Below are 23,351 nucleotides of genomic sequence, written 5' to 3' on the forward strand. Positions count from 1 at the left end.
GGGCGCGCCCTTGTCCTTGGTCTGGTCACCGCAGCCGGACAGCAGCAGAGTGCCGGCGACCGCGATCGCGCCGACCACGGCGATCCGGGACTTCGCGGACTTCGCAGCGGTCGAACGACGGGTGGTGCTTGCGGTCATTTCTGGTTCCTCCGGCAGGGTGAGGGAGATGCCGATACTGAGATCGTGCACACACCTTCGGGTGTCGCGACCTCGTGTGATTACGGCATCTTGCCATTCGGACCGGGCCATTCAGGGCCCCTGCAATGTCAAAATCGGATAACGGGTGACCCGCGGCCCCCGGCAGGCCGGTACATCGCTCTGTTCTGGGGGCGAGCATCTGCGGCGGCGATGCCGTCCGGCCGGAAAATCTGCGGTCTCGCCCTGTGCGTCTCACGATGTGAGCGCCGCCCGATCCGGCTTGAGGTTCGCTTGAGGTCCTGTCCCTAATATCCGGGTCCTCGGCTATGAGTCACGTCACCGCGCTGTGATCGATCACAGATGGACTCGTCCGGAGCGGCATCTTTCAGGTAAGAAGGTTCTTTACACCCCTCATCCGGGGCTCCGGGCGCGCGTGCGGCGCGTCCCTCGCGTACTGACCCGTACGAGTGCAAGACACCCGACATGTGGGTCATATGCGGTGCCCGCCCGTTCCTCAACCAGGAACGGACCCACCCTCAACTGATGATTTAAGACTTAAGGGGTAATACAAGTGGCAGCGGAGATCGTCAATCCTCGCAGCGACGCCGGTTCGGACCAGGCCAGTGCAGGCCCGGCGCATACCGGCAACGAAAGCACCGAAGAGCCCTTCGATCCGGCCTTCGCGCTGCACCGCGGCGGCAAGATGGCCGTGCAGGCCACGGTGCCGGTGCGCGACAAGGACGACCTGTCCCTGGCGTACACGCCCGGCGTCGCGAAGGTGTGCTCCGCGATCGCGGAGAACCCGGAGCTCGTCCACGACTACACGTGGAAGTCGTCCGTCGTGGCCGTCGTCACCGACGGCACCGCGGTGCTCGGCCTCGGGGACATCGGCCCCGAGGCGTCCCTCCCGGTGATGGAGGGCAAAGCGATCCTGTTCAAGCAGTTCGGCGGCGTCGACGCGGTGCCGCTCGCGCTCGCGACGACGGACACGGACGAGATCATCGAGACCGTCGTCCGGCTCGCCCCGTCCTTCGGCGGCGTGAACCTCGAGGACATCTCGGCTCCGCGCTGCTTCGAGATCGAGCGCCGGCTCCAGGAGCGCCTCGACATCCCGGTCTTCCACGACGACCAGCACGGCACCGCCGTGGTCACGCTGGCCGCGCTGAAGAACGCCGCCAAGCTCAGCGGGCGCACGCTCGGCGAGCTGCGCGGCGTGATCTCGGGCGCCGGCGCGGCCGGTGTCGCCATCGCCAAGTTCCTCCTCGAGGCGGGCCTCGGCGACGTGGCGGTCGCGGACCGCAAGGGCATCGTCAGCCGGGACCGCGACGACCTCACGGACGTCAAGCGCGAGCTGGCCGAGATCACGAACAAGGCCGGCATCTCCGGCTCCCTCGAAGCGGCCCTGGCCGGCGCGGACGTCTTCATCGGCGTCTCCGGCGGTACGGTCCCGGAGCCCGCGGTCGCCTCGATGGCGCCCGGCGCCTTCGTCTTCGCGATGGCCAACCCGAACCCCGAGGTTCACCCGGACGTCGCCCACAAGTACGCGGCGGTCGTCGCGACCGGGCGCTCGGACTTCCCGAACCAGATCAACAACGTCCTCGCCTTCCCCGGCATCTTCGCCGGTGCGCTCCAGGTGCGGGCGTCGCGGATCACCGAGGGCATGAAGATCGCGGCTGCGGACGCGCTCGCCGCCGTGGTCGGGGACGACCTGGCCGCCGACCTCGTCATCCCCTCGCCGTTCGACGAGCGGGTCGCTCCCGCGGTGACCGCCGCCGTCGCGGCCGCCGCGCGCGCCGAGGGCGTCGCCCGACGCTGACCGCGCCCGCAGGGCACCCGACCGCGCCCCGTGCGCCACGGACCGACTCCGTGGGGCACGGGGCGCGGCGCGTTGTCACGGCCGGCGGGGCGCGTCGCGTGTCACAGCCGTACGGTGTTCCGCGCGGGCACCGCCCGCACCTATGGTCATGGTCATGTTCGCTGCCTACGCCGCCCGAATCGACCGTGACCAGCCGCTGAACGGCCTGGAGTTGGGGGAGCGCCCCGCCCCCGAGGCCCGCCCCGGCTGGACCACCGTGAACGTCAAGGCCGCCTCCCTCAACCACCACGACCTGTGGTCCCTGCGCGGAGTCGGACTCGGTGAGGACAAGCTCCCGATGATCCTCGGCTGCGACGCCGCCGGGATCGACCAGGACGGCAACGAGGTCGTCCTGCACTCCGTCATCGGCCAGACCGGTTACGGAGTCGGCCCCCGGGAGGGCCGCTCCATCCTCACCGAGAAGTACCAGGGCACCTTCGCCGAGCAGGTGACCGTGCCTGAGTGGAACGTGCTGCCCAAGCCGAAGGAGCTCAGCTTCGAGGAGGCCGCCTGTCTGCCGACCGCGTGGCTGACGGCGTACCGGATGCTGTTCACCAACGCCGGTGTGCGGCCGGGTGACTCCGTGCTCGTGCAGGGCGCCGGCGGCGGGGTCGCCACCGCCGCGATCGTCCTCGGCAAGGCGGCCGGGCTGCGCGTCTTCGCGACCAGCCGCGACGAGGCCAAGCGCAAGCGGGCCCTGGAGCTCGGCGCCGTCGAGGCCGTGGAGACGGGGGCGCGCCTTCCGCAGAAGGTGGACGCCGTCATCGAGACGGTGGGCGCGGCCACCTGGTCGCACTCCATCAAGTCGCTCCGGCCCGGCGGCACGGTCGTCATCTCCGGCGCCACGAGCGGCGACCGCCCCTCGCACGCCGAGCTGACCCGCGTCTTCTTCCTGGAGCTGAAGATCGTCGGCTCGACCATGGGCTCGAAGGACGAGCTGGAGGACCTGCTCGCGTTCTGCGCGGCCACCGGGGTGCGTCCCGTGATCGACGAGACGCTTCCCCTGGACCGGGCCCGCGAGGGCTTCGAGCGGATGGAGGCCGGGGGCCAGTTCGGCAAGATCGTGCTGACGGTCTGACGGTCTGACGTAGCGGTGGCGGTGGTGGCGGCACCGCCTCGGGTCACCCCTCGGTCACCCCTCGGACACCCGCAGGGACGCCCCGATGCGCGCCGCCGCCTCCGACAAGTGGCGCCGGGCCTCGCGGAGTTGATCCTCCGTCACCCCGTGGTCCCGGGCCGCGTCACGGATGTCGTCGCGGAACCGGTCGAGGAGGCGGTCCAGGTCGCGGGCCGGGTCGCCGGTCGGGTCCTCCTGGCTCCACGACGGCACGTACTCGGCCGGAATGTCGCCGTGCGTGACGCGCATCTCGGGCCCGGCGCTGTCCGAAGGGGCCGCGCCGCCCGACTCCTTGCCGAGATACGTGCCGAAGTCGCCGAACTCCTTGGCCAGTTCGGAAAGGCCCTCCCGGACGCCCGTGGGCCAGTCACCCTTCGCGAAGTGGTCCTGCACCTGGTCCTGCACCCGCTTCGCCAGCCGCTGGACCTGCTCCTGCGCCTGCTCCCGGGCCTGTTCCTGCGCCTCCTTGGCCTGCCGGCGCGCCCGCTGGGCCTCCTCGCGGGCCCGGCGGCTCTCGTCCTTCGCGCGCCGCGCCTGCTCCTTCCACTCCTGCCGGGCACGGCGCAGCTCCTCCTTGGCCGCGCGCCACGCCTCCTTGTCGCCGAAGCCCTGGAGGTCCTGGAGGTCGCCGAACGGGCTCTGCCACTCGCCCTTGCGCCCCGCCCCGCCCGGCCCGCTCCTCGCCTCGGAGGCGGCCGCCCGCATCTCGCGCCGCAGATCGCCCGCCGCGCCCCGCACGTCGTCCCGGATCTCCGCGGCGAGCTCCGCCACGGACTCGCGGATCTCCAGCTCCAGATCGGCCAGCTCGCCGCTGCGGCCGGCCAGCTCGGCGCGGCCCGCGTCGGTGATCGAGTAGACCTTCCGGCCGCCCTGTGTGGTGTGCGTGACGAGCCCCTCGGCCTCCAGCTTCGCCAGGCGCGGGTACACCGTGCCGGCCGAGGGCGCGTACAGGCCCTGGAAGCGCTCCTCCAGGAGACGGATCACCTCGTAGCCATGGCGAGGGGCCTCGTCGAGGAGCTTGAGGAGGTACAGGCGCAGGCGGCCGTGGGCGAAGACGGGGGGCATGTCAGAGCACCTTCTTTTCGGCGGGCCCGCCGGAGGGGGAGTCCGTGGGAGAGGCCGGGGAGTCCATGGGGGTGTCCGCGGTGTCCGCGGTGGCCGGGCCGTGGGTGTCGTCCTCCGCCGGTGGCCTGCGCAGGAGCGCGATCGAGCCGGAGACCGTGGTCGCCTTGAGCTTGCCGCGGCCCGTGCCGAGCCGGCCGGTGATGCTCTTGGCGCCCCACTGGCCGCTGACCCGCAGGTCCTCGAACGCGTTCGACACCGTGCCGCTCGCCGTGTTCGCCTCGACCTCGGCGTCCGCGGGGTGGGGGAGGCGGATCGCGATCTCGCCCGAGACGCTCGTCAGGTGCACGTCCGTCGCCCGGTCGGCCGGGTCGAGGTCCACGATCATCGAGCCGCTCACCGAGTCCGCCCGCACCGAGGGGCCCGCGCCCTCGACGACGGTCAGGTCCCCGGACACGGAGTTGAAGCGCAGGTCGCCCGTGACCGCCTGGGCCTCGACGTTCCCCGAGACGGTGTCCGTGCGCACGTCTCCCGCGACGCCGACCAGCGTGGTGTCCCCGGTGACGCCCTTGACCTCCGTGCGCCCCTCCATGCCGGAGACGACCGCGCCCGCGCCGACGACGCCGACCTCGACGCCCGTGCCCGCCGGGACCGCCAGGGACACGACGGCGCTGCGGTGCCAGCCTCTGCGGTCGAGCCACTTCTTGCGGTCGAGCCACTTCAGGAAGCCCTTCCAGGGCAGGTCGTCGTAAGCGACGGTCAGCACGCCCTCGCTCAGACTCACCTGGAGCGGCGGGCCGTCGATCTCGGACACCTCCAGGCGGGCGGAACCTTCGTCGGTGCCCACGACGTTCACCGTTCCGTTGACCACACGGACGTGGAGTGTCGTCACTGGCTCGTCGAAGGCGAGCTTCTGCGGCTCTGCCACGGACCACTCGGGCATGGTGCGACCTCCTCGGCAAGGCGGATCGAGAGGGGGACGCGACCACTGCGACGTATCGCGTTCTCCTGCATTCACGATATATCGCGGATACGGAAAGTCAAGACAGTCGCGACTTGATTCCAGGGTCGCGACTCGATTCCGTCGATCCGGGTCGCCCGGGTCGCCCGGGTCGCCCGGGTCGCCCGGGTCGCGTTCCTGCGCGGGCGCGGCCGACCATCTCCGGGCCAAACGCCACAAACTGACCTAGCGTGGGTCCATGTCGTCCGACGCCACCACCGCCGGAGCGCTGCTGCTCTGCCGCGCCGACCCCGCCACCGTCGCCCCCGCGGCCCAGCTCCTGCGCGAGAGCATGCTGCTGACCCAGGCGGGACCCGAATGGAGCGCCCTGGTCCCCGAGGGCAAGCCCTGGCTGCATGGCGGCGAACCGGTCGACACCGTCCTCGCCGGCTGGGCCGCCGCCCTCGCCGTCAGCTCACCGTGGCCGGTCCTCGCCCTGTGGTGGGACGCCGAACACTCCGGCTACACCCTCGCCTCGGGCTTCCGCCGGCCCGTCGGCTATGTGTGGCTGGCGAACGGCACACCCGCGGGCGAGGACGAGGCGATGCGCACGTTCGCCGCGCGCCTCGGCCTCGACCCGGTCCTCGACATGGAGTCCCTGGAAACCCTCACACGCCCCGACAGCGAGGCCGACGCGCGTGCCCGCCTGCTCGGCCTGCTCGCGGTCCTCACGCGCGCGGGCCTCTCGCTCCCGGCGGGTCTGACCCCCGGCGAGAGCGCCGACCGGCTGCGCGAGTCCGCGCGTGTGCAGCCCGGCGCGCGGCACATCGAGTGGTCGGGCTGGCGGGACGCGGTCCGCGCGGAACTCGACGTCGTGGAGAGCGGCCCCGCCGGCCCCTGGCTGCGCGGCCCCAGGGCGCGCCGCGTGGCGCTGGCCCAGCTCGCCGCAGGTGTCCCGCTCACCGTGTGGGGCCTGCGCCGGCGCGGCACCGGCTGGGCGGTCGCGGGCGCGCTCCTCGTCGTCCAGGGCGCGCTCGGCCTCGCGTACGACCGGCTGCGCGCCTGGGACTGAGGCCTGCTGCCTTGGGTGGGACCTACTCGTCGTCCTCGTCCTCGTCGTCGAGCCGGGCCAGCCACGTGGCCAGCCGCTCGACCGGCACCTCGAAGTCAGGGTTGAGGTCGACGAACGTGCGCAGCTGCTCGGCGAGCCACTCGAAGGTGACCTCCTCCTCGCCCCGCCGCTTCTCCAGTTCCTCGATGCCGCGGTCGGTGAAGTACATGGGCCAGTCGCTCCTGGTGGGTGATACGGGCGTGGGGCCCGGAACAGAGTTCCGGGCCCCACAATCGTACGTACGAGGTCAGGCTGCTCAGGCCTCGAAGACCTCACGCACCAGCTGCTCCTGCTCGGCCTGGTGGCGCTTCGCGGAGCCGACCGCCGGGGACGAGCCCTTCGGCCGCGAGATGCGGCGCAGGCGCTCACCGTGCGGGATGTCGGGGCCGATGGCCAGGTCCAGGTGGTCGATCAGGTTGAGGGCGATGAAGGGCCACGCGCCCTGGTTCGCCGGCTCCTCCTGCGCCCACAGGTACTTCTCCGCGTTCGGGTACTTGGAGATCTCCGCCTGGAGCTCGGCACCCGGCAGCGGGTACAGGCGCTCGATACGGATGATCGCCGTGTCCGTCACACCGCGCTTCTGACGCTCGGCGTCGAGGTCGTAGTAGACCTTGCCCGCGCAGAACACGACCTTGCGGACCGCGGCCGGGTCCACCGAGGCGTCCCCGATGACCGGGCGGAAGCCGCCCGTCGTGAACTCCTCCGCCTTCGACGCGGCGGCCTTGAGGCGCAGCATCGACTTCGGCGTGAAGACCACCAGCGGCTTGTGGTGCGGGTTGTGCACCTGCCACCGCAGGAGGTGGAAGTAGTTCGACGGGAGCGTCGGCATGGCGACCGTCATGTTGTTCTGCGCGCACAGCTGGAGGAAGCGCTCCGGGCGGGCGGACGAGTGGTCCGGGCCCTGGCCCTCGTAACCGTGCGGCAGGAGCAGCGTGACGCCGGAGGTCTGGCCCCACTTCTGCTCGGCGGCCGAGATGTACTCGTCCACCACCGTCTGCGCGCCGTTGACGAAGTCGCCGAACTGCGCCTCCCACATCACGAGCGACTCCGGACGGGCCAGCGAGTAGCCGTACTCGAAGCCCATGACCGCGTACTCGGACAGGAGGGAGTCGTAGACGTTGTAACGCGCCTGGTCGTCCGAGAGGTAGAGCAGCGGGGTGAAGTCCTCGCCGGTCTCCCGGTCGATCAGCACCGCGTGGCGCTGGCCGAACGTGCCACGGCGCGAGTCCTGGCCCGAGAGGCGCACCGGGGTGCCCTCCAGGAGCAGGGAGCCGATGGCGAGCGTCTCGCCCATGCCCCAGTCGATCGTGCCGTCCTCGATCATCGCCGCGCGGCGCTGCAGCTGCGGCATCAGACGCGGGTGGACGGTGACGCGGTCGGGGATGTTGACCTGCGACTCGGCGATCCGCTTCACGGTCTCCTGGGAGATCGCGGTGGTCACGGCGACCGGGAAGTCGGCCTGCGGGTCGCCCACGGGAGCCGGGGCGGGCTGCGCCGTGGCCTCGCGGACCTCGGCGAACACCTTCTCCAGCTGGCCCTGGAAGTCCTGCAGCGCCTGCTCGGCCTCTTCCAGCGTGATGTCGCCGCGACCGATGAGGGACTCGGTGTACAGCTTGCGCACCGAGCGCTTCTTGTCGATCAGGTCGTACATCAGCGGCTGCGTGAACGCCGGGTTGTCCGACTCGTTGTGACCGCGGCGGCGGTAGCAGATCAGGTCGATGACGACGTCCTTGTTGAACGCCTGGCGGAACTCGAAGGCCAGACGGGCAACGCGGACGACGGCCTCGGGGTCGTCGCCGTTCACGTGGAAGATCGGCGCCTCGATCATGCGGGCCACGTCCGTGGCGTACATGGAGGAGCGCGACGACTCCGGGGCGGCGGTGAAGCCGACCTGGTTGTTGATGACGATGTGGACCGTGCCGCCCGTGCGGTAGCCGCGCAGCTGCGACATGTTGAGCGTCTCGGCGACCACACCCTGGCCCGCGAAGGCCGCGTCACCGTGCAGGGCGACCGGCAGGACCGTGAAGTCCGTGCCGCCCTTGTTGATGATGTCCTGCTTGGCGCGGGTGATGCCCTCGATGACCGGGTCGACCGTCTCCAGGTGGGACGGGTTCGCGGCCAGCGAGACCTTGATCTGCTCGCCGTCGAGACCGGTGAAGGTGCCCTCGGCGCCCAGGTGGTACTTCACGTCGCCGGAGCCGTGCATCGACTTCGGGTCGAGGTTGCCCTCGAACTCGCGGAAGATCTGCGCGTACGACTTGCCGACGATGTTCGCGAGCACGTTCAGGCGGCCGCGGTGGGCCATGCCGATGACGACCTCGTCCAGACGCGACTCGGCGGCGGAGTCGATGACCGCGTCGAGCAGCGGGATGACGGACTCGCCGCCCTCCAGGGAGAAGCGCTTCTGGCCGACGTACTTCGTCTGCAGGAACGTCTCGAACGCCTCGGCGGCGTTCAGCCGGCGCAGGATGCGCAGCTGCTCCTCGCGCTCCGGCTTGTTGTGAGCGCGCTCGACCCGGTCCTGCAGCCACTTGCGCTGCTTCGGGTCCTGGATGTGCATGTACTCGATGCCAGTGGTGCGGCAGTACGACTCGCGCAGGACGCCGAGGATGTCGCGCAGCTTCATCATCGACTTGCCGGCGAAGCCGCCGACCGCGAACTCGCGCTCGAGGTCCCACAGCGTGAGCCCGTGCTCGGTGATGTCGAGGTCGGGGTGCTTGCGCTGCTTGTACTCCAGCGGGTCGGTGTCGGCCATGACGTGGCCGCGGACCCGGTAGGAGTGGATCAGCTCGAAGACGCGGGCGGCCTTCGTGACGTCGTCGTCGTGCGAGGCGTCGATGTCCTTGAACCAGCGGACCGGCTCGTAGGGGATGCGCAGCGCCTTGAAGATCTCGTCGTAGAACTCGTTCTCGCCGAGGAGGAGGTTCGCGACGACGCGCAGGAACTCGCCGGAGGCGGCGCCCTGGATGACCCGGTGGTCGTAGGTCGACGTGAGCGTCATGACCTTCGAGATGCCGAGCTTGTTCAGGGTGTCCTGGGACGTGCCCTGGAACTCCGCCGGGTAGTCCATCGAGCCGACGCCCATGATGACCGACTGTCCGGGCATCAGGCGCGGCACGGAGTGGACGGTGCCGAGGCCGCCGGGGTTGGTCAGCGAGACGGTGACACCGGTGAAGTCGTCCATGCCGAGCTTGCCGTCGCGGGCGCGGCGGACGATGTCCTCGTAGGCCTGCCAGAACTCGAAGAAGTTCAGCGTCTCGGCCTTCTTGATGCCGGCGACGACGAGCTGGCGGTCGCCGTTGGGCTTCACCAGGTCGATGGCGAGGCCGAAGTTCACGTGCTCCGGCTTGACCAGGGTCGGCTTGCCGTCCTTCTGGGCGAAGGAGTAGTTCATCGACGGCATGGCCTTGATGGCCTGCACCATCGCGTAGCCGATGAGGTGGGTGAAGGAGATCTTCCCGCCCCGGGCACGCTTCAGGTGGTTGTTGATGACGATGCGGTTGTCGAAGAGCAGCTTCACCGGGACCGCGCGCACGGACGTCGCCGTGGGGACCTCGATGGAGGCGTTCATGTTCTTCGCGACCGCGGCGCTCGGGCCGCGCAGCGTCACGTACTCGGGGCCGGCGGGGGCCTCGGTCGCGGGCTGCGCCTTGGCGGGCGCCGGGGCCGTCACCGCGGCGGCGGCCGGCTTGGCGGGGGCCGAGGTGGCGGGCTTGGTGGCCGGGGCGACCGGAGCGACCGGGGCGGCGGGGGCCGCCTGGGCCTGGACCGGTGCCGGGGCCGGCGCCGGAGCGGCGGGAGCCGGCGCGGCGGCGGGCGCCGGGGCGGCGGGCGCGGCGGTGCCGGGGCCGGAACCCTGTGCGGGGGCTCCGGTCGTCGGCTGGGCCGGGGCGCCCGGCTTGTAGTCGGCGAAGAAGTCCCACCAGGCTCGGTCTACCGAGTTCGGGTCCTGGAGGTACTGCTGATAGATCTCGTCGACGAGCCACTCATTGGGACCGAAAGCGGCGGCAGGACTCTTGCCCTGCCCCTCTTGGTCGGTCGAGGTGCTCGAGTTACTGGGGGACTGTGGCGACACGGCGGTAACCGCCCTCTTCCGCTTCTCACAAGGTGATGGACAGCGGGAATAAAGGCTACGCCTCCAACACCGGGACTTGCAGACCGGGCGGGCCATCCGTCGCGTAAGTCACATCGGAGACCGTGTTTCGACGCTGGAAATGGCGGGAAACAAGCGGGGTTCCGGTTCACCTTGGGTGCGCCCTTGTACGAGTGCGGCCCGTGGGCCCGCACCCTGTGACGAATGGCACGGCGATCTTGTGCTTCCGCTTCGAACCCTACGTCAACTTTGTGCTCGGGGCAGGCCCGGAAGAGTGACCTGGATCCGGCAGCCCCGAGCGGATTCGGCCACACCGATCCGGCCGCCGTGCAGGTCCACGGCCCAGCGCGCGATGGCGAGGCCGAGACCGGTGCCGCCGTCGCTGCCGGGGCCGTGCGCGCCCTTGACGTGGCCGCCGCGGTTGAAGCGCTCGAAGACGCGGTGCCACTCCGACTTCGGGATGCCGGGACCCTCGTCGAGGACTTCCAGGTCGAGGGACTCGGGGTAGAGCCCGCGCCGGGCGAGCACGGTGACCCGGCCGTGCGGCGGGCTGTGCTTGACGGCGTTGTCGATGAGGTTGGCCACGACCTGGTGGATCCGCTCGGGGTCCGCGTGCGCGGTCAGCTCCGGCGGGGACACGTCGAGGTGCAGATGCACATCGTTACGCGTGTGGGTGCCCGAGCCCGAGGCGATGCCGGCGCGCTGCGAGGCGACCATGTTGGCCTCCTTCAGTACGCCCGACAGATAGGGCCACACCTCGAAGCGGCGGGCCTTGAGCGGGACCACGCCGTTGTCGAGCCGGGAGAGGTCGAGCAGGGTCTCGACGAGCCTGCCCAGGCGCTCGGTCTGTTTCAGGGCGGTGCGCATGGTCTCGGGGTCGGCCGCCGAGACGCCGTCCACGACGTTCTCCAGGACGGCGCGCAGGCCCGCGATCGGGGTGCGCAGCTCGTGGGAGACGTTCGCCACGAGCTCCTTGCGCTGCTGGTCCTGGGCCTCCAGGTCGTCGGCCATGCGATTGATCGTCGCGGCCAGGTCGCCGAGCTCGTCGCGCCGGTCGGCGCCGCGGACCCGGCGGGTGTAGTCGCCGTGCGCGATGGAGCGGGCGACCGTGTTCATCTCGTCGAGCGGGGCGGTCAGCGAGTGCGCCACGAACTGGGTGATGAGGAGTGTGGCGATCACAGAGAAGACCGTGATGAAGCGGAGCTCGGTCTGGGTGCGGACGGCGACCATGAGCAGTCCGGTGGTGATGAACACCGAGACGACGACGAGCGTGCCGAGCTTGGTCTTGATGGAGAACGGCCGCAGGCCGCCCTGCGCCCAGTGGGCCGCGAGGGGCGGGCCGGCTCCTCGGTCACGACAAGGCGCGCTGCCGGCCGGAGCCAGCTCGACCTGCTCCTGCTCCTGCTCCTGCGGGAGCGCGGGTTCCGCAGGGCCGGGCTGTACCGGGATCGCCCCGGACGTGCCGCCCGGGGTGTCAGGGATCCCGGCGTCCCGCACCTCGGCGCCGGGCCGCCGCGTCACGTCACCGTTCGCGTCGCCGCTGCCGGTCATGGCGTCGGCGTCTCCAGCGCGTAGCCCACACCGTGGACGGTGCGGATGCGCTCGGCTCCGATCTTCCGGCGCAGCGCCTTGATGTGGCTGTCCACGGTCCGGGTGCCCGACGCGTCCGCCCAGTCCCACACCTCGGCGAGCAGCTGCTCGCGCGAGAGGACGGCGCGGGGCGTGTTGGCCAGGCAGACCAGGAGGTCGAACTCGGTCGGTGTCAGATGCACGTCCTCGGAGCGCACCCGCACGCGGCGCTGCGCGTGGTCGATCTCCAGCTCGCCGAGCCGCAGGATCCCGCTCCGGGGCGTGGCCGCCGCGAGGGCCGCGCGCTCCACCCTGCGCAGCAGGACGTGCACGCGGGCCGCGAGCTCCCGCATCGAGAAGGGTTTCGTCATGTAGTCGTCGGCACCCACGCCGAGCCCGACGAGCATGTCCGTCTCGTCGTCGCGCGCCGTGAGCATCATCACCGGCACCGGCCGCTGCGCCTGCACGCGGCGGCAGACCTCGAGCCCGTCGAAGCCGGGCAGCATGATGTCGAGGATCAGCAGATCCGGTTGCCATGCCTCGGCCGTGTCGACCGCCGCCGGACCGTCCTGAGCTGTTTGCACGAGGAATCCCTCGGCCCGCAGCCGTGCGGCGATGGCGTCGACGATCGTGGGGTCGTCCTCGACCACCAGGACCCGTCGCTGGGCACCCGGCGTCGCCGTGCTGCCGTTGTGGGAGGTGTGTGTCTGCTCCATCGCCCCGCCCCTGAATGCGCACATCCGTGTGCGCTTGACGCTTGAATGATCTGGGTTTCGGCAGTCAGCGTACGGGGAGTTACCGCGAGTCGGCTACGCAGCCCTGACCGCGAGATGCACGACGTCCGGTACGCCCCGGACAACCGGGATCTCTTCGGTGCGGACCGACTGGAATCCGGCATTCCGCAAGGTTCCTTCGAAATTTGCGGACGGCCGTGCCGACCACACGGCGAGTACGCCACCGGGCGTGAGCCGCGCGTGACAGGCGGCGAGACCTACCGGTGAGTAGAGGCTGCCGTTACCCTCCGTCACCGTCCAGTCCGGTCCGTTGTCGATGTCGAGGCAGAGCGCGTCGAACGTATCGGCCGATTCCCGGACGTACGAGACGAGGTCCGCCTCCACAATCTCCGTGCGTGGGTCCGCGAGCGCGGACCGTGACAGCTCGGCCAGCGGCCCCTCGCGATGCCAGCCGATGATCGCGGGTTCGCGCTCGACGACGGTGATCCGGCCCCAGCGCGGATTCGCGGCCGCGTGTGCGAGGGAGAATCCGACGCCGAGTCCGCCGATGAGGACACGGGGCTCAGGGCGGCCGTCGAGTGCGTCGAGCGCCGCGTCGACGAGCAGCCGCTCGGAGCGGCCGTCGGACGTATCCATCAGGAAACATCCGTTGGCGATGATCTGGAGCAGCGCTCCGTGGCGCCGCAGTACGACCTCTCCGGAGGGCCCTTCGCGCCGGTCGAGGGTGACCGGAGCGGTGTGGTCGGTGTCGTACGGGGTGGGGTACGAGGTGGACATGGCGTCCATCCTGCCGTAACCCCGCGGGCACCTCACTGCCTCGGTGAGGGGGTTGCAGGGTTGTTGTGAGAGTGCTGTGGATCTCGCCCGGCGTGGTGTCGGTCATAGACAGAGAAGTGCCGTGGGCGAAGGGTGGGGCGGGCCGCAAGGGCTCGGAAGGGAAGGGTGCCGCAGGTGGAGCGTGGCGTGACGGCCGAGGCCGATGAGGCGGACTTTTCTCCGGGGGCGCCGCCGGACGTCGTCCCGCGGCCTCTGCTCGACACGGTCCCGCCCCAGGCGCCCGCGCTCGCCCCGCCGGGTTCCGTACGCGCCCCGCGCCGCCGTGTCCGCCCCTGGCGCCTGCTCCCGACGCCCACGGGGACGCCGTTCACCTTCGTCTACGCCGCCCTGCTCGTCGGCACGTCCCTGTTCACGCTGCTGGCCGACCCCGACCTCGTCGCCTCCGCGCTGCGGGAGTCCAGTACGGATGCCGCGCATCTCGCGCACACGCCCGTGTTCGTCCTGGTCGCCAGCGCGCTGTGGATCGCCGGCGGGGTCACCTCGCCGTTCGCGACCGGTTTCCTCGTCGTGCTCACGGCCCTGGAGCGCCGTATCGGCTCCTGGCGCACCGCCGGTGTCTTCCTGCTCGGTCACGTCGTCGCGACGCTCGCCACCGAGGTGCCCGTCGGGCTCTCCGTGGTGGTGGGGTACCTGCCCGAGAGTTCGCTGCACCGCCTCGACTACGGCATCAGCTTCGGCGTGGCCGCGAGCGTGGGCGCGCTCACGGGGCTGCTCACGCCCTGGCTGCGCTGGTCCGTGCTCCTCGTCTTCGGCGGAATGCTGCTCGACGACCTGGCCGCCTTCACGGACCCGATGACGAGCTGCGGCCACCTCATGGCCCTGACCGTCGGCGTCGCCACCTGGCCGCTGGTACGCCGCTGGCGCCGCGCCTTCCTAAGTCCCGCAAGTCCCCTCTGAGCTGCGGATTTCCCCGCCCCGGGAAGTGATCGCCGAGAGCGAACAGGCCACGGGGAACATTCGGGGACTCACGTGCATTGAGTCTGCATAGCTCAACTTGACTGCTACTCACTGCTTAAGGGGAGATCATGGCTTCGACGTCCACACCGCTCACCCTGCCCGTGCTGCCGCTCGACGACGAGGTCGTGCTGCCCGGAATGGTGGTGCCCCTGGACCTCAACGACACCGACGTACGAGCCGCGGTGGAGGCCGCACAAGCGGCCGCGCGTTCCAGCGGCTCCGTGGGCGGCAGCAAGCCGAAGGTGCTGCTTGTTCCCCGGATCGACGGCACGTACGCGAACACCGGAGTCCTCGGCACGGTCGAGCAGGTGGGCCGCCTGGCCGACGGAGACCCCGGCGCGCTGATCCGCGGCCGCAGCCGGGTACGGATCGGCGCAGCCACGACCGGCCCCGGCGCCGCCCTGTGGGTCGAGGGCCTCGCGGTCGAGGAGACCGTGCCGGACCCGCTGCCCGGCTCCGTCACCGAGCTGGTCACGGAATACAAGGCACTCGCCACGAACTGGCTGAAGAAGCGCGGCGCCTGGCAGGTCGTCGACCGCGTCCAGCAGATCGACGACGTCTCCGCGCTCGCCGACAACTCCGGCTACTCGCCCTTCCTGAGCACCCCGCAGAAGGTGGAGCTCCTGGAGACGGCGGACCCGGTCTCCCGGCTGAAGCTGGCGACCGCGCAGCTGCGTGAGCACCTCGCCGAGCAGGACGTCGCCGAGAGCATCGCCAAGGACGTGCAGGACGGCGTCGACAAGCAGCAGCGCGAGTTCCTGCTCCGCCGCCAGCTGGAGGCCGTGCGCAAGGAGCTGCGCGAGCTGAACGGCGAGGCGGAGGGCGAGGAGTCCGACGACTACCGCGCCCGCGTCGAGGCAGCCGACCTCCCGGAGAAGGTCCGCGAGGCCGCGCTCAAGGAGGTCGAGAAGCTGGAGCGGTCCAGCGACCAGTCCCCCGAGGGCTCCTGGATCCGCACCTGGCTCGACACCGTCCTCGAACTGCCATGGAACGAGCGGACGGAGGACGAGTACGACATCAAGGGCGCCCAGCGTGTCCTGGACGCCGAGCACTCCGGCCTGGAGGACGTGAAGGAGCGCATCACCGAGTACCTGGCCGTGCGCAAGCGCCGCTCCGAGCGCGGGCTCGGTGTCGTCGGCGGACGCAGGGGCGGTGCCGTGCTCGCGCTCGTCGGCCCGCCCGGCGTCGGCAAGACCTCGCTCGGCGAGTCCGTGGCGCACGCGATGGGCCGCAAGTTCGTCCGCGTCGCCCTCGGCGGCGTACGGGACGAGGCCGAGATCCGCGGACACCGGCGTACGTACGTGGGTGCCCTGCCCGGCCGTATCGTGCGGGCCATCAAGGAGGCCGGGTCCATGAACCCGGTGGTCCTGCTCGACGAGATCGACAAGGTGGGCTCCGACTACCGCGGCGACCCGGCCGCGGCCCTGCTCGAAGTCCTCGACCCGGCGCAGAACCACACGTTCCGCGACCACTACCTGGAGGTCGAACTCGACCTCAGCGACGTCGTGTTCCTCGCGACGGCGAACGTCCTGGAGGCCATCCCGGAGGCACTGCTCGACCGCATGGAGCTGGTCAGGCTCGACGGGTACACCGAGGACGAGAAGGTCGTCATCGCCCGCGACCACCTGCTCCCGCGCCAGCTGGAGCGGGCCGGTCTGGAGAAGGACGAGGTCACTCTCGACGAGAGCGCCCTGCGCAAGCTGGCGGGGGAGTACACCCGCGAAGCCGGCGTGCGCAACCTGGAACGGGCCGTGGCACGCCTGCTGAGGAAGGTCGCCGCCCAGCACGAACTGGGTGAGCGCGAGCTGCCGTTCACGGTCGGCGACGGTGACCTGCGGTCGCTCATCGGGCGGCCGCACCACGTGCCCGAGGCGGCCCAGGACCCGGCCGAGCGCCGCACGGCGGTGCCGGGTGTCGCGACCGGACTCGCGGTCACCGGCGCGGGCGGTGACGTCCTCTACGTGGAGGCGTCCCTCGCCGACCCGGAGACAGGCGCGGCCGGCCTGACCCTGACCGGTCAGCTCGGCGACGTGATGAAGGAGTCCGCGCAGATCGCCCTCTCCTTCCTGCGCTCGCACGGCGCCGAACTGGAGCTGCCCGTCACCGGCCTGAAGGACCGGGGCGTGCACATCCACTTCCCGGCGGGCGCGGTGCCGAAGGACGGCCCGAGCGCGGGTGTCACCATGACGACCGCTCTCGCGTCGCTGCTCAGCGGGCGTCAGGTCCGCACGGACGTGGCGATGACCGGTGAGGTCTCGCTGACCGGCCGTGTGCTGCCGATCGGCGGCGTCAAGCAGAAGCTGCTCGCGGCGCACCGGGCCGGCCTCACGACGGTCGTCATCCCGAAGCGCAACGAGGCGGATCTGGACGACGTTCCGGCCGAGGTCCTGGAGAAGCTGGACGTGCACCCGGTGACGGATGTGCGGCAGGTCCTCGAACTGGCGCTCGCGCCGGCCGCGGTGGAGGTTCCGGTCGCGGCGTGACGGACGCGTCCGGATGACGAAGGCCCGGATCCCTCGCGGGGTCCGGGCCTTCCCTGTGTGGCTAGGCGCTAGCCGCTAGCCGTTGGCCAGCGCCTGGAGGCGGTCGTAGGCGCCGTTGAACTTGCTGTGGTCACCGACCGTCGGGCCGGACGACGTGTACTGCCACATCGTGTAGTAGAGCCAGCCGGCCGGGAGCTCGCCCGGGTCGGTGTTGTAGCGGGCGACCCAGAGCGGATTGGTGGTCCCGAAGGCACTGGAGTTGCCGGTGCACTGCTGCCACCAGCTGGTCGCCGTGTAGATCACGGCGTCGCGGCCCGTACGGGCCTTGTACTGGTTGACGAAGTCGCGGATCCAGCTGACCATCCCGGCCGCGGTCTTGCCGTAGCAGGCCGCGCCGTAGGGGTTCCACTCGATGTCGAGCGCGCCCGGCAGCGTCCTGCCGTCGGCGGACCAGCCGCCGCCGTGGTCCACGAAGTAGTTGGCCTGGGTGGCGCCGCTCGTCGTGTCCGGGGTGGCGAAGTGGTACGAGCCGCGGATCATGCCCACGTTGTAGGAGCCGTTGTACTGCTGCGCGAAGTACGGGTTCGTGTAGTACGTGCCCTCGGTGGCCTTGACGTAGGCCCACTTCACGCCGCTGTTCCACAGGGTCGACCAGGCCACGTTGCCGTTGTGGCTGCTGGTGTCGACGCCCTCGGTCTGGGTCGCCTGGTCGCCGGTGGGCAGTCCGCCCTGGCCGTCGTGCTCGGCGACGCCCATGCCCATCGAGGCGGAGCCTCGGGCGGGAGTGTCCGCGGCCTGCGCCGCGGTGGGCAGGGTGAACAGCAGCGAGAGCGCTGCCAGGATGACTCCGGCCGCCGGGAAGTGCCTTATCAGGCGGGGGCGGCGGACGGTTCCGGATCTGTGCACGGGCATTGCGTGCCTCCGAAGGCCTCGTTGAGCTCGGTGAGCTCGGTGGGGGGATCTGTCGGATGTGCGGACATGTCGCTGGTATGGACATGTCACCCATGACGCTACGCACGTAGACCGCCGGGTGGGAAGGGGGCCTGGATGCTGCCGTTGGTCTACTCCTGCGAAATACTGACCGAGCTGCGGCAATGGCCGCGAATGGCGGAAACTTTCAGGAACGGGAAACCGTGGCATGGGTGCTGACGTGCACGAGGACGGGAACAGCGGGCGGCCGGGCGCCGAATTCGACGCGACGGAGAGTGGTGTGGACCAGGAATTCCTCTCCCTGGAGCGAGAGTTGACGGTCTTCCTCCGGCGGGCCCGCGCGTCCTCGGGCGAGATGGCCCGCGCGGTCCATCCGGACCTCGAACCCGCCGCCTACGGACTCCTCGCGCGCCTGGAGGAGTGCGGGCAGCAGCGCGCCACCGAACTCGCCGCGTACATCGGCGTCGGCAAGGCCACGATGAGCCGGCAGCTGCGCGCCCTGGAGGAGCTCGGGCTCGTCGCCCGCGAGCCGGACCCCGCCGACGGGCGCGCCTGGCTCATCCACCTCACGGACGAGGGCCGCACCAATTTCCGGCACGTACGGGATGCCCGGCGGGCGACCTATGTGCGGCAGCTCGCGGGGTGGGATCGCGCGGAGGTCGCGGAACTGGCTCGGTTGCTGCATCAGTTGAACGCGGGGGCGGAGGGGTAAAGGCTCTGCCGGTTGCTCGTCGGGTGCGGCTGCGTCGTGGCTGGTCGCGCTCACGCGGCGGAGCCGCATATCGATACAGCCCCGCGCCCCTTTGGGGCGCGACCGGCGCCTAAAGCTCCACGTACACCGCCGTCGCGTCGTCGTGGGTTTTGCTGCGGCGCAGGAAGACCCTGTCCTGTTCGTCCGCGTCCTCCAGGGCCCGTACGCGTTCCAGCAGTGCCTCCGCGCCCTCCTTCCGCACCAGGGCGAACAGGTCCGGCCATTCGCCCCGGTGGAACTTGTCGACCCAGCGCGTGGCCCCGTCGGTGAGTGCCACGAGCGTGCGCGCGCCCGCCCTCGGCAGTTCGCCCGTGACCGCGCGGCCGGCGACCGAGGGGTCGGCGGCGGCCGTGAAGAAGCCGCCCTCCTTGTTCCGTACGGTCGCGTCGGCCACCTCGTCCGAGACCAGGGAGGAGCGCGGCACCCGGTCGAGCCGGTCGTCCCGCAGCGCGGTGACCCCGCCCACCTCGTCCTCGACGAGCAACACCGAGTCGGACAGCACCAGATACTCGACCCGCTCCGCGTCCCACCGCGCCACGACCACGGTTGCCTGCGGGGTACGGGGGTGAGAAAGGTCACAGGTTTGACGATGGGTGTCGGCGGTACGCCGGATCGCCTCGGCGAGGATGTCAGTCAACGTCATATCCCGCCGCGAAACCGACAGTTCCCCCAATGCGCCGCCGAGCCGGGCCGTGAACCAGGGGACCGAATGCCGACAACCGCTCTCGCCGCGGGGTGGCGTGACCCCGTCCAGGACCACGAGCGATCCACCTTGCCCGGAGGCGGGTACGGCCGCGGAGGCGTAGTCCTCGTTGGGGCGGTCGGATCCGGGGTCCGTGGCGATTTCGATACGCATTCGGCCAGTCTGCACGAGGCCTTCACAAGTGGCCCGTAGAGACGCGAGTTGGCCCGCATCGGCAGGTCAGGCGCCGGATTTGGGCCGGAATGATCAGCTCCGGCGATGCGTGGCGGGGCATCTTGCCAAAGCCTGTGGGAGACGTCCAACCGGCACTCCGTTCCGGCACGGTGGTCATGCCACCGGGACTTGCTCCCCAACTCCCGCTCGATGTTCACTCCTTCGGGTGGCTGGCTAGGTGATGCGCGACCACTGCTCACCGGCACTGGAATGGTCTGGAGCCATCACCAGGGGGCGCGCGTGTTGACGGATCGTCACCCGTGCCCATGGGTAGACGAGTCAGGAATGCGAGCACCGGTGCGGAAGATGCGGCCTCGACGCAAGGGCAAGCAAGCGGCCTCCGAAGCGGACGAGGGGCGCACCCCGGTCCCCACGGGACCCGGCATGTCCGCGAACCCTGCCGGCCCCGGCGGACCCACCGCCCAGGCCCCGGCAGGCGCCCCCGAAGGTTCCCGGCGACGCCCCGCGCGGGTGCGTAGCCGGCTCATCATCGCCGTCGCGGTCGTCGCCGCGGCGATCGCGGGCGCCTCCGCGCCCGCCCTCATGGCCGCGTCCGGGCAGGTCAGCGACTCCCAGGAGCTCGTGGACCTGGCCACACGGACCCAGCAGACCGTGACGCTCTCCCACTCCCTGGCCGACGAGCGCGACGACGTCACCGTCTTCATCGCCGCCGGCCGGCCCAAGGGGCAGGGCCTCCCCGAAGGCCGCAGCGCCCGCGTCGACCGGCAGCTCGAAGAGCTCCGCGCCGACGCGCCGCCCGCCCTGCGCCGCGACCTCGCCGACATCGCGGCCGTCCGCCGGGCCGCGCTCACCGGCAAGGGCGGCGCCCTCGAAGCGCACAAGGCGTACTCCAGCGCGATCACCGCGCTGCACCGCACCGCCGAGCAGCTCGCGGAGAGCACCCCGCCCCGCGCCGGCTCCGGCGCCCACGCCTTCGCCGACCTCGACCGGGCCGTCGACCAGGCCTCCGCCGCCCGCGGGCTCCTGCTCGCCGCGCTCGCCGTCCCCCGCGCGACGTCCACCGTCATCGACCCGGCCACCGGCCTGCCGCAGACCGTGGCCTCGCAGGCCTCCGGCGACGGTTCGGAGCGCGACGCCCTCAGCGCCGCCGCCCAGCAGGCCCGCGTACGCGAACAGGCCGCGCTCGCCGACTTCGCGGACGCCGCCCCCGCCGCTTCCGTCGCCTCCTACGACGCGACGGTCACCGGGCCCGACGTCACCAAGGCCGACCAGTACCTGGCCGCCCTCACGAACGCGCCCACGCTCTCAGCCGCCGACCTCGGCTACAGCCGCAAGAGCGTCGACGCCGCCCTGTCCGCCCGTATCGACCTGATGCGCGGCGCCGAGTCCTCCCTCTACGACCGGCGCACCAAGGACCTCGCGCTGCTGCGCGACGACGACGTCACCGCCCTCGAAGTGCGGATCGCAATCGCCGGTGTGCTCCTGCTCGTCGCCGTCGGCGTCTCGATGGGCATGGCGCGCTCGCTCACCAGGCCGCTCGCCGTCCTCCGCCTCGGCTCGGCCAGGCTCGCCGGGGACCCGGCGGGCGAGGAGCCGGTCAAGTTCACCGGCCGCAACGACGAGTTCGCCCAGGTCGTCCGGTCCGTCAACGCCCTGCACGCGCACGCGCTCGGCCTCCACGAGCGCCTCACCACGCTCGAGGCCGACCGCAAGCACCTGGTCGGCCAGCGCGCGACGATGGCCGACGAGCGGGAGGTCCTGCGCGCCGAACTCGCCCAGGCCTCCGCCCACCTGGACCGCGTCCGGCACAGCATCCACGGCACGTTCGTGAACCTGGCCCTGCGCACCCTCGGCCTCGTCGAGCGCCAGCTCGCCGTCATCGAGAACCTGGAGGAGCGCGAGCAGGACCCCGAGCGCCTCGCCACCCTCTTCAAGCTCGACCACTTCGCCACGGTCATGCGCCGGCACAGCGAGAACCTGCTCGTCCTCGCCGGCGCCGAGCACGGCCACGGACACCCGGGCGCCGTCCCGCTGGTCGACGTCGTCCGCGCCGCGGTCAGCGAGATCGAGCGCTACGAGCGGGTCCGTATCTCCGCGCTCCCGCCGCACGCGCACCTCGCCGGCTTCGCCGCCGACGACCTCAGCCACCTCGTCGCCGAGGTCCTGGAGAACGCCACCTCGTTCTCGCCGCCCGACGCCTCCGTCGAGGTCTCCGGCTGGCTCCTGGAGGGCGGCGAGGTCATGCTCTCCGTCCAGGACGAGGGCATCGGCATGACCGACGACCGGATGCGGGAGCTCAACGCCCGTCTCTCGGCGTTCGGGGCCGACGAGATGTTCGACCCCGAGGACGGTGACGGACTCGGCCTCGGCCTGTACGTCGTGGCCCGCCTCGCCGCGCGCCACGGCGTGCGGGTGCAGCTGCGCGAGCAGAAGCAGGGCGGGGTCGCCGTCGTCATCGTGCTGCCCCGGTCGCTCCTCGCGGCGGCCCCGTCGGCGGCCGCGCCCCCGCGGGTCCAGGTGGCGGGCGCCGCGCCGGCCGTGCACCTGCCCGGATCCGAGGCCGAGGCCAACTCGAACGTCCTGAGCGGCCGTTTCCACGCAGCCCCCGACCCGCTGATCGCGGCGGCCGAGCAGACCGTACGGGAAGCGGAAGCCGAGGCGGATGTGCTCGACCAGGCCGAACCGGAGCCGGTCGCCGGCGGGTTCGCGCCGACGGCGGAGTCGCCCGCCGAACGGTTCGTGCCGACGGTGGAGCCGGTCGCCGACGAGTTCGTGCCGCCGGCCGAGTCGCCCGCCGAGACGACCATGACCCTGCTCGCGCCCGTCCCGGCCATGGACCCCGAGCCCGCGCCGCCCGCCTTCCACGTCGACGACGAGCCGGCCCACGAGCGGGCCGCCGACGACATGGGGGCCGGCACCGGCCTCGGCACCGGAACCGCATTCGGCACCGAGACCACATTCGGCACCGGAGCCGGATTCGTCACCGGAACCGGAACCGGAACCGGATTCGGCACCGGAACCGGATTCGGCACCGGAGCGGCGCCGACCACCGCCGCCCCGGGCCTGCCCACCCGGCCCGAGGACGACCCGCCCCCCGCCCCCGAGGCCGCGGCCGGGCCCCTCATCCCCGCGGCCCGCACCCCCGAGCGGGAGCGCGTCACGGACAAGGGCCTGCCCAAGAGGACACCCAAGATCTCGGCCCCCGCGCCGGCCGCCGCGCCCCGTACCAAGTCCGTCGACGCGGAGGCCCTGCGCCGCCGGCTCGGCGGCTTCCACAAGGGGGCCAAGGAAGGCCGCCGTGACGTCGAGGCCGAGACCGGCGGGACGCAATGGACCGCAGAAGCCAAGGGGGACACAGTCGAGGAGGCAAGCAGTTGACTGCGCCCAGTCGTACGCCAGGTGCGTCCACATCTGGATTCGGACTCAGTACCGAAGCCCGGAACCTGCACTGGCTGCTGACCAATCTGGTGGAGGAGGTGCCAGGGCTCCTCTCGGTCGCGGTCGTCTCCTCCGACGGGCTGCTCCTGCTCTCCTCCGACCCCGGCAGGAACGCGGAGCGCCCTGCCGACCACAGCGGTGGACCCAAGGGATCCAGCGCCGACCTGGCCACGATCGTGTCCGGTGTCGGCAGCCTCACCATCGGCGCCGCCAAGCTGATGGACGCCGGCAGCGTCAAGCAGACCATGGTCGCGATGGAGCAGGGCAGCCTCTTCGTCATGGCCATCAGCGACGGATCACTGCTCGGCGTGCACGCCACCCCGGACTGCGACATGAGCGTCGTCGCCTACCACATGGCGCTCTTCGTCGGCCGTGCCGGGCACGTCCTCACGCCCGAACTCCGCAGTGAACTGCGCCAGTCCATGGAGAGCGCCCAGTGAGCAGCAGTCCAGTCCCGAA

Annotated in this window: 17 protein-coding genes; 8 read left to right on the forward strand and 9 right to left on the reverse strand. The window is 71.3% G+C overall.

Annotated elements, in window-relative coordinates:
- Positions 1-709 precede the first annotated feature (709 nt).
- Both EOT10_RS26985 and EOT10_RS26990 read left to right on the forward strand, forming a co-directional pair.
- Positions 710-1,954 (forward strand): NAD(P)-dependent malic enzyme, encoded by a 1,245-nt coding sequence (locus EOT10_RS26985; protein WP_127830946.1) that lies wholly within the window; start codon positions 710-712, stop codon positions 1,952-1,954.
- A 154-nt stretch (positions 1,955-2,108) separates the two neighbouring features.
- On the forward strand, positions 2,109-3,071 hold the full coding sequence (locus EOT10_RS26990) for a zinc-binding dehydrogenase (RefSeq protein ID WP_127830947.1): 963 nt from the start codon (positions 2,109-2,111) through the stop codon (positions 3,069-3,071).
- A gap of 54 nt (positions 3,072-3,125) precedes the next feature.
- Here EOT10_RS26990 and EOT10_RS26995 read toward each other — a convergent pair whose 3' ends face one another.
- Both EOT10_RS26995 and EOT10_RS27000 read right to left on the reverse strand, forming a co-directional pair.
- Positions 3,126-4,175, reverse strand: coding sequence for a PadR family transcriptional regulator (locus tag EOT10_RS26995; protein ID WP_127830948.1), 1,050 nt, complete (start codon positions 4,173-4,175; stop codon positions 3,126-3,128).
- A gap of 1 nt (position 4,176) precedes the next feature.
- Positions 4,177-5,115, reverse strand: coding sequence for a DUF4097 family beta strand repeat-containing protein (locus EOT10_RS27000; protein ID WP_127830949.1), 939 nt, complete (start codon positions 5,113-5,115; stop codon positions 4,177-4,179).
- 256 nt (positions 5,116-5,371) lie between these two features.
- On the opposite strand from EOT10_RS27000, the gene EOT10_RS27005 reads away from it, so the two are divergent.
- Positions 5,372-6,184, forward strand: coding sequence for a hypothetical protein (locus EOT10_RS27005; RefSeq protein ID WP_127830950.1), 813 nt, complete (start codon positions 5,372-5,374; stop codon positions 6,182-6,184).
- 22 nt (positions 6,185-6,206) lie between these two features.
- Here EOT10_RS27005 and EOT10_RS27010 read toward each other — a convergent pair whose 3' ends face one another.
- The 5 genes from EOT10_RS27010 to EOT10_RS27030 all read right to left on the reverse strand — a co-directional run bounded on the left by EOT10_RS27010 (position 6,207) and on the right by EOT10_RS27030 (position 13,396).
- Complete coding sequence (locus EOT10_RS27010; protein ID WP_007266501.1) at positions 6,207-6,392, reverse strand: DUF6104 family protein; 186 nt, start codon at positions 6,390-6,392, stop codon at positions 6,207-6,209.
- An 87-nt stretch (positions 6,393-6,479) separates the two neighbouring features.
- Positions 6,480-10,298, reverse strand: a complete 3,819-nt coding sequence (locus tag EOT10_RS27015; protein ID WP_127830951.1) for a multifunctional oxoglutarate decarboxylase/oxoglutarate dehydrogenase thiamine pyrophosphate-binding subunit/dihydrolipoyllysine-residue succinyltransferase subunit — start codon at positions 10,296-10,298, stop codon at positions 6,480-6,482.
- A 261-nt stretch (positions 10,299-10,559) separates the two neighbouring features.
- A complete protein-coding gene (locus tag EOT10_RS27020; protein WP_223281232.1) occupies positions 10,560-11,867 on the reverse strand; it encodes a sensor histidine kinase in 1,308 nt (435 codons plus the stop codon).
- Positions 11,864-12,601, reverse strand: a complete 738-nt coding sequence (locus EOT10_RS27025; RefSeq protein WP_116510033.1) for a response regulator transcription factor — start codon at positions 12,599-12,601, stop codon at positions 11,864-11,866. The genes EOT10_RS27020 and EOT10_RS27025 overlap by 4 nt, the downstream gene beginning before the upstream one ends.
- Before the next feature lie 93 nt (positions 12,602-12,694).
- Positions 12,695-13,396 (reverse strand): spermidine synthase family protein, encoded by a 702-nt coding sequence (locus EOT10_RS27030; RefSeq protein ID WP_127830952.1) that lies wholly within the window; start codon positions 13,394-13,396, stop codon positions 12,695-12,697.
- Between the two features lie 174 nt (positions 13,397-13,570).
- Between EOT10_RS27030 and EOT10_RS27035 the strand changes: the two genes are divergently transcribed.
- A complete protein-coding gene (locus EOT10_RS27035) occupies positions 13,571-14,353 on the forward strand; it encodes a rhomboid-like protein (protein ID WP_127830953.1) in 783 nt (260 codons plus the stop codon).
- A gap of 128 nt (positions 14,354-14,481) precedes the next feature.
- Positions 14,482-16,896, forward strand: a complete 2,415-nt coding sequence (gene lon, locus EOT10_RS27040) for an endopeptidase La (RefSeq protein ID WP_127830954.1) — start codon at positions 14,482-14,484, stop codon at positions 16,894-16,896.
- Positions 16,897-16,971: 75 nt separating this feature from the next.
- Here lon and EOT10_RS27045 read toward each other — a convergent pair whose 3' ends face one another.
- Positions 16,972-17,808 carry a lysozyme gene (locus EOT10_RS27045; RefSeq protein WP_127830955.1) on the reverse strand — a complete coding sequence of 279 codons (837 nt, stop codon included), beginning with the start codon at positions 17,806-17,808 and terminating at the stop codon, positions 16,972-16,974.
- Between the two features lie 226 nt (positions 17,809-18,034).
- Here EOT10_RS27045 and EOT10_RS27050 point away from each other — a divergent pair, with 226 nt between their 5' ends.
- The gene (locus EOT10_RS27050) at positions 18,035-18,538 is read left to right on the forward strand and encodes a MarR family winged helix-turn-helix transcriptional regulator (RefSeq protein WP_127830956.1); all 504 of its coding nucleotides are present in this window, start codon (positions 18,035-18,037) and stop codon (positions 18,536-18,538) included.
- A 109-nt stretch (positions 18,539-18,647) separates the two neighbouring features.
- On the opposite strand, the gene EOT10_RS27055 is transcribed toward EOT10_RS27050, so the two are convergent.
- The gene (locus tag EOT10_RS27055) at positions 18,648-19,433 is read right to left on the reverse strand and encodes a protein phosphatase 2C domain-containing protein (protein WP_127830957.1); all 786 of its coding nucleotides are present in this window, start codon (positions 19,431-19,433) and stop codon (positions 18,648-18,650) included.
- 444 nt (positions 19,434-19,877) lie between these two features.
- On the opposite strand from EOT10_RS27055, the gene EOT10_RS27060 reads away from it, so the two are divergent.
- A complete protein-coding gene (locus tag EOT10_RS27060; protein WP_431313328.1) occupies positions 19,878-22,832 on the forward strand; it encodes a sensor histidine kinase in 2,955 nt (984 codons plus the stop codon).
- Positions 22,829-23,332: a roadblock/LC7 domain-containing protein gene (locus EOT10_RS27065; protein ID WP_127830959.1), complete on the forward strand. Its 504-nt coding sequence runs from the start codon at positions 22,829-22,831 to the stop codon at positions 23,330-23,332. The genes EOT10_RS27060 and EOT10_RS27065 overlap by 4 nt, the downstream gene beginning before the upstream one ends.
- The last annotated feature ends 19 nt before the right edge of the window (positions 23,333-23,351 follow it).

Origin of the sequence: Streptomyces antnestii (assembly GCF_004005495.1) — a bacterium.
Lineage (GTDB): Bacteria > Actinomycetota > Actinomycetes > Streptomycetales > Streptomycetaceae > Streptomyces > Streptomyces antnestii.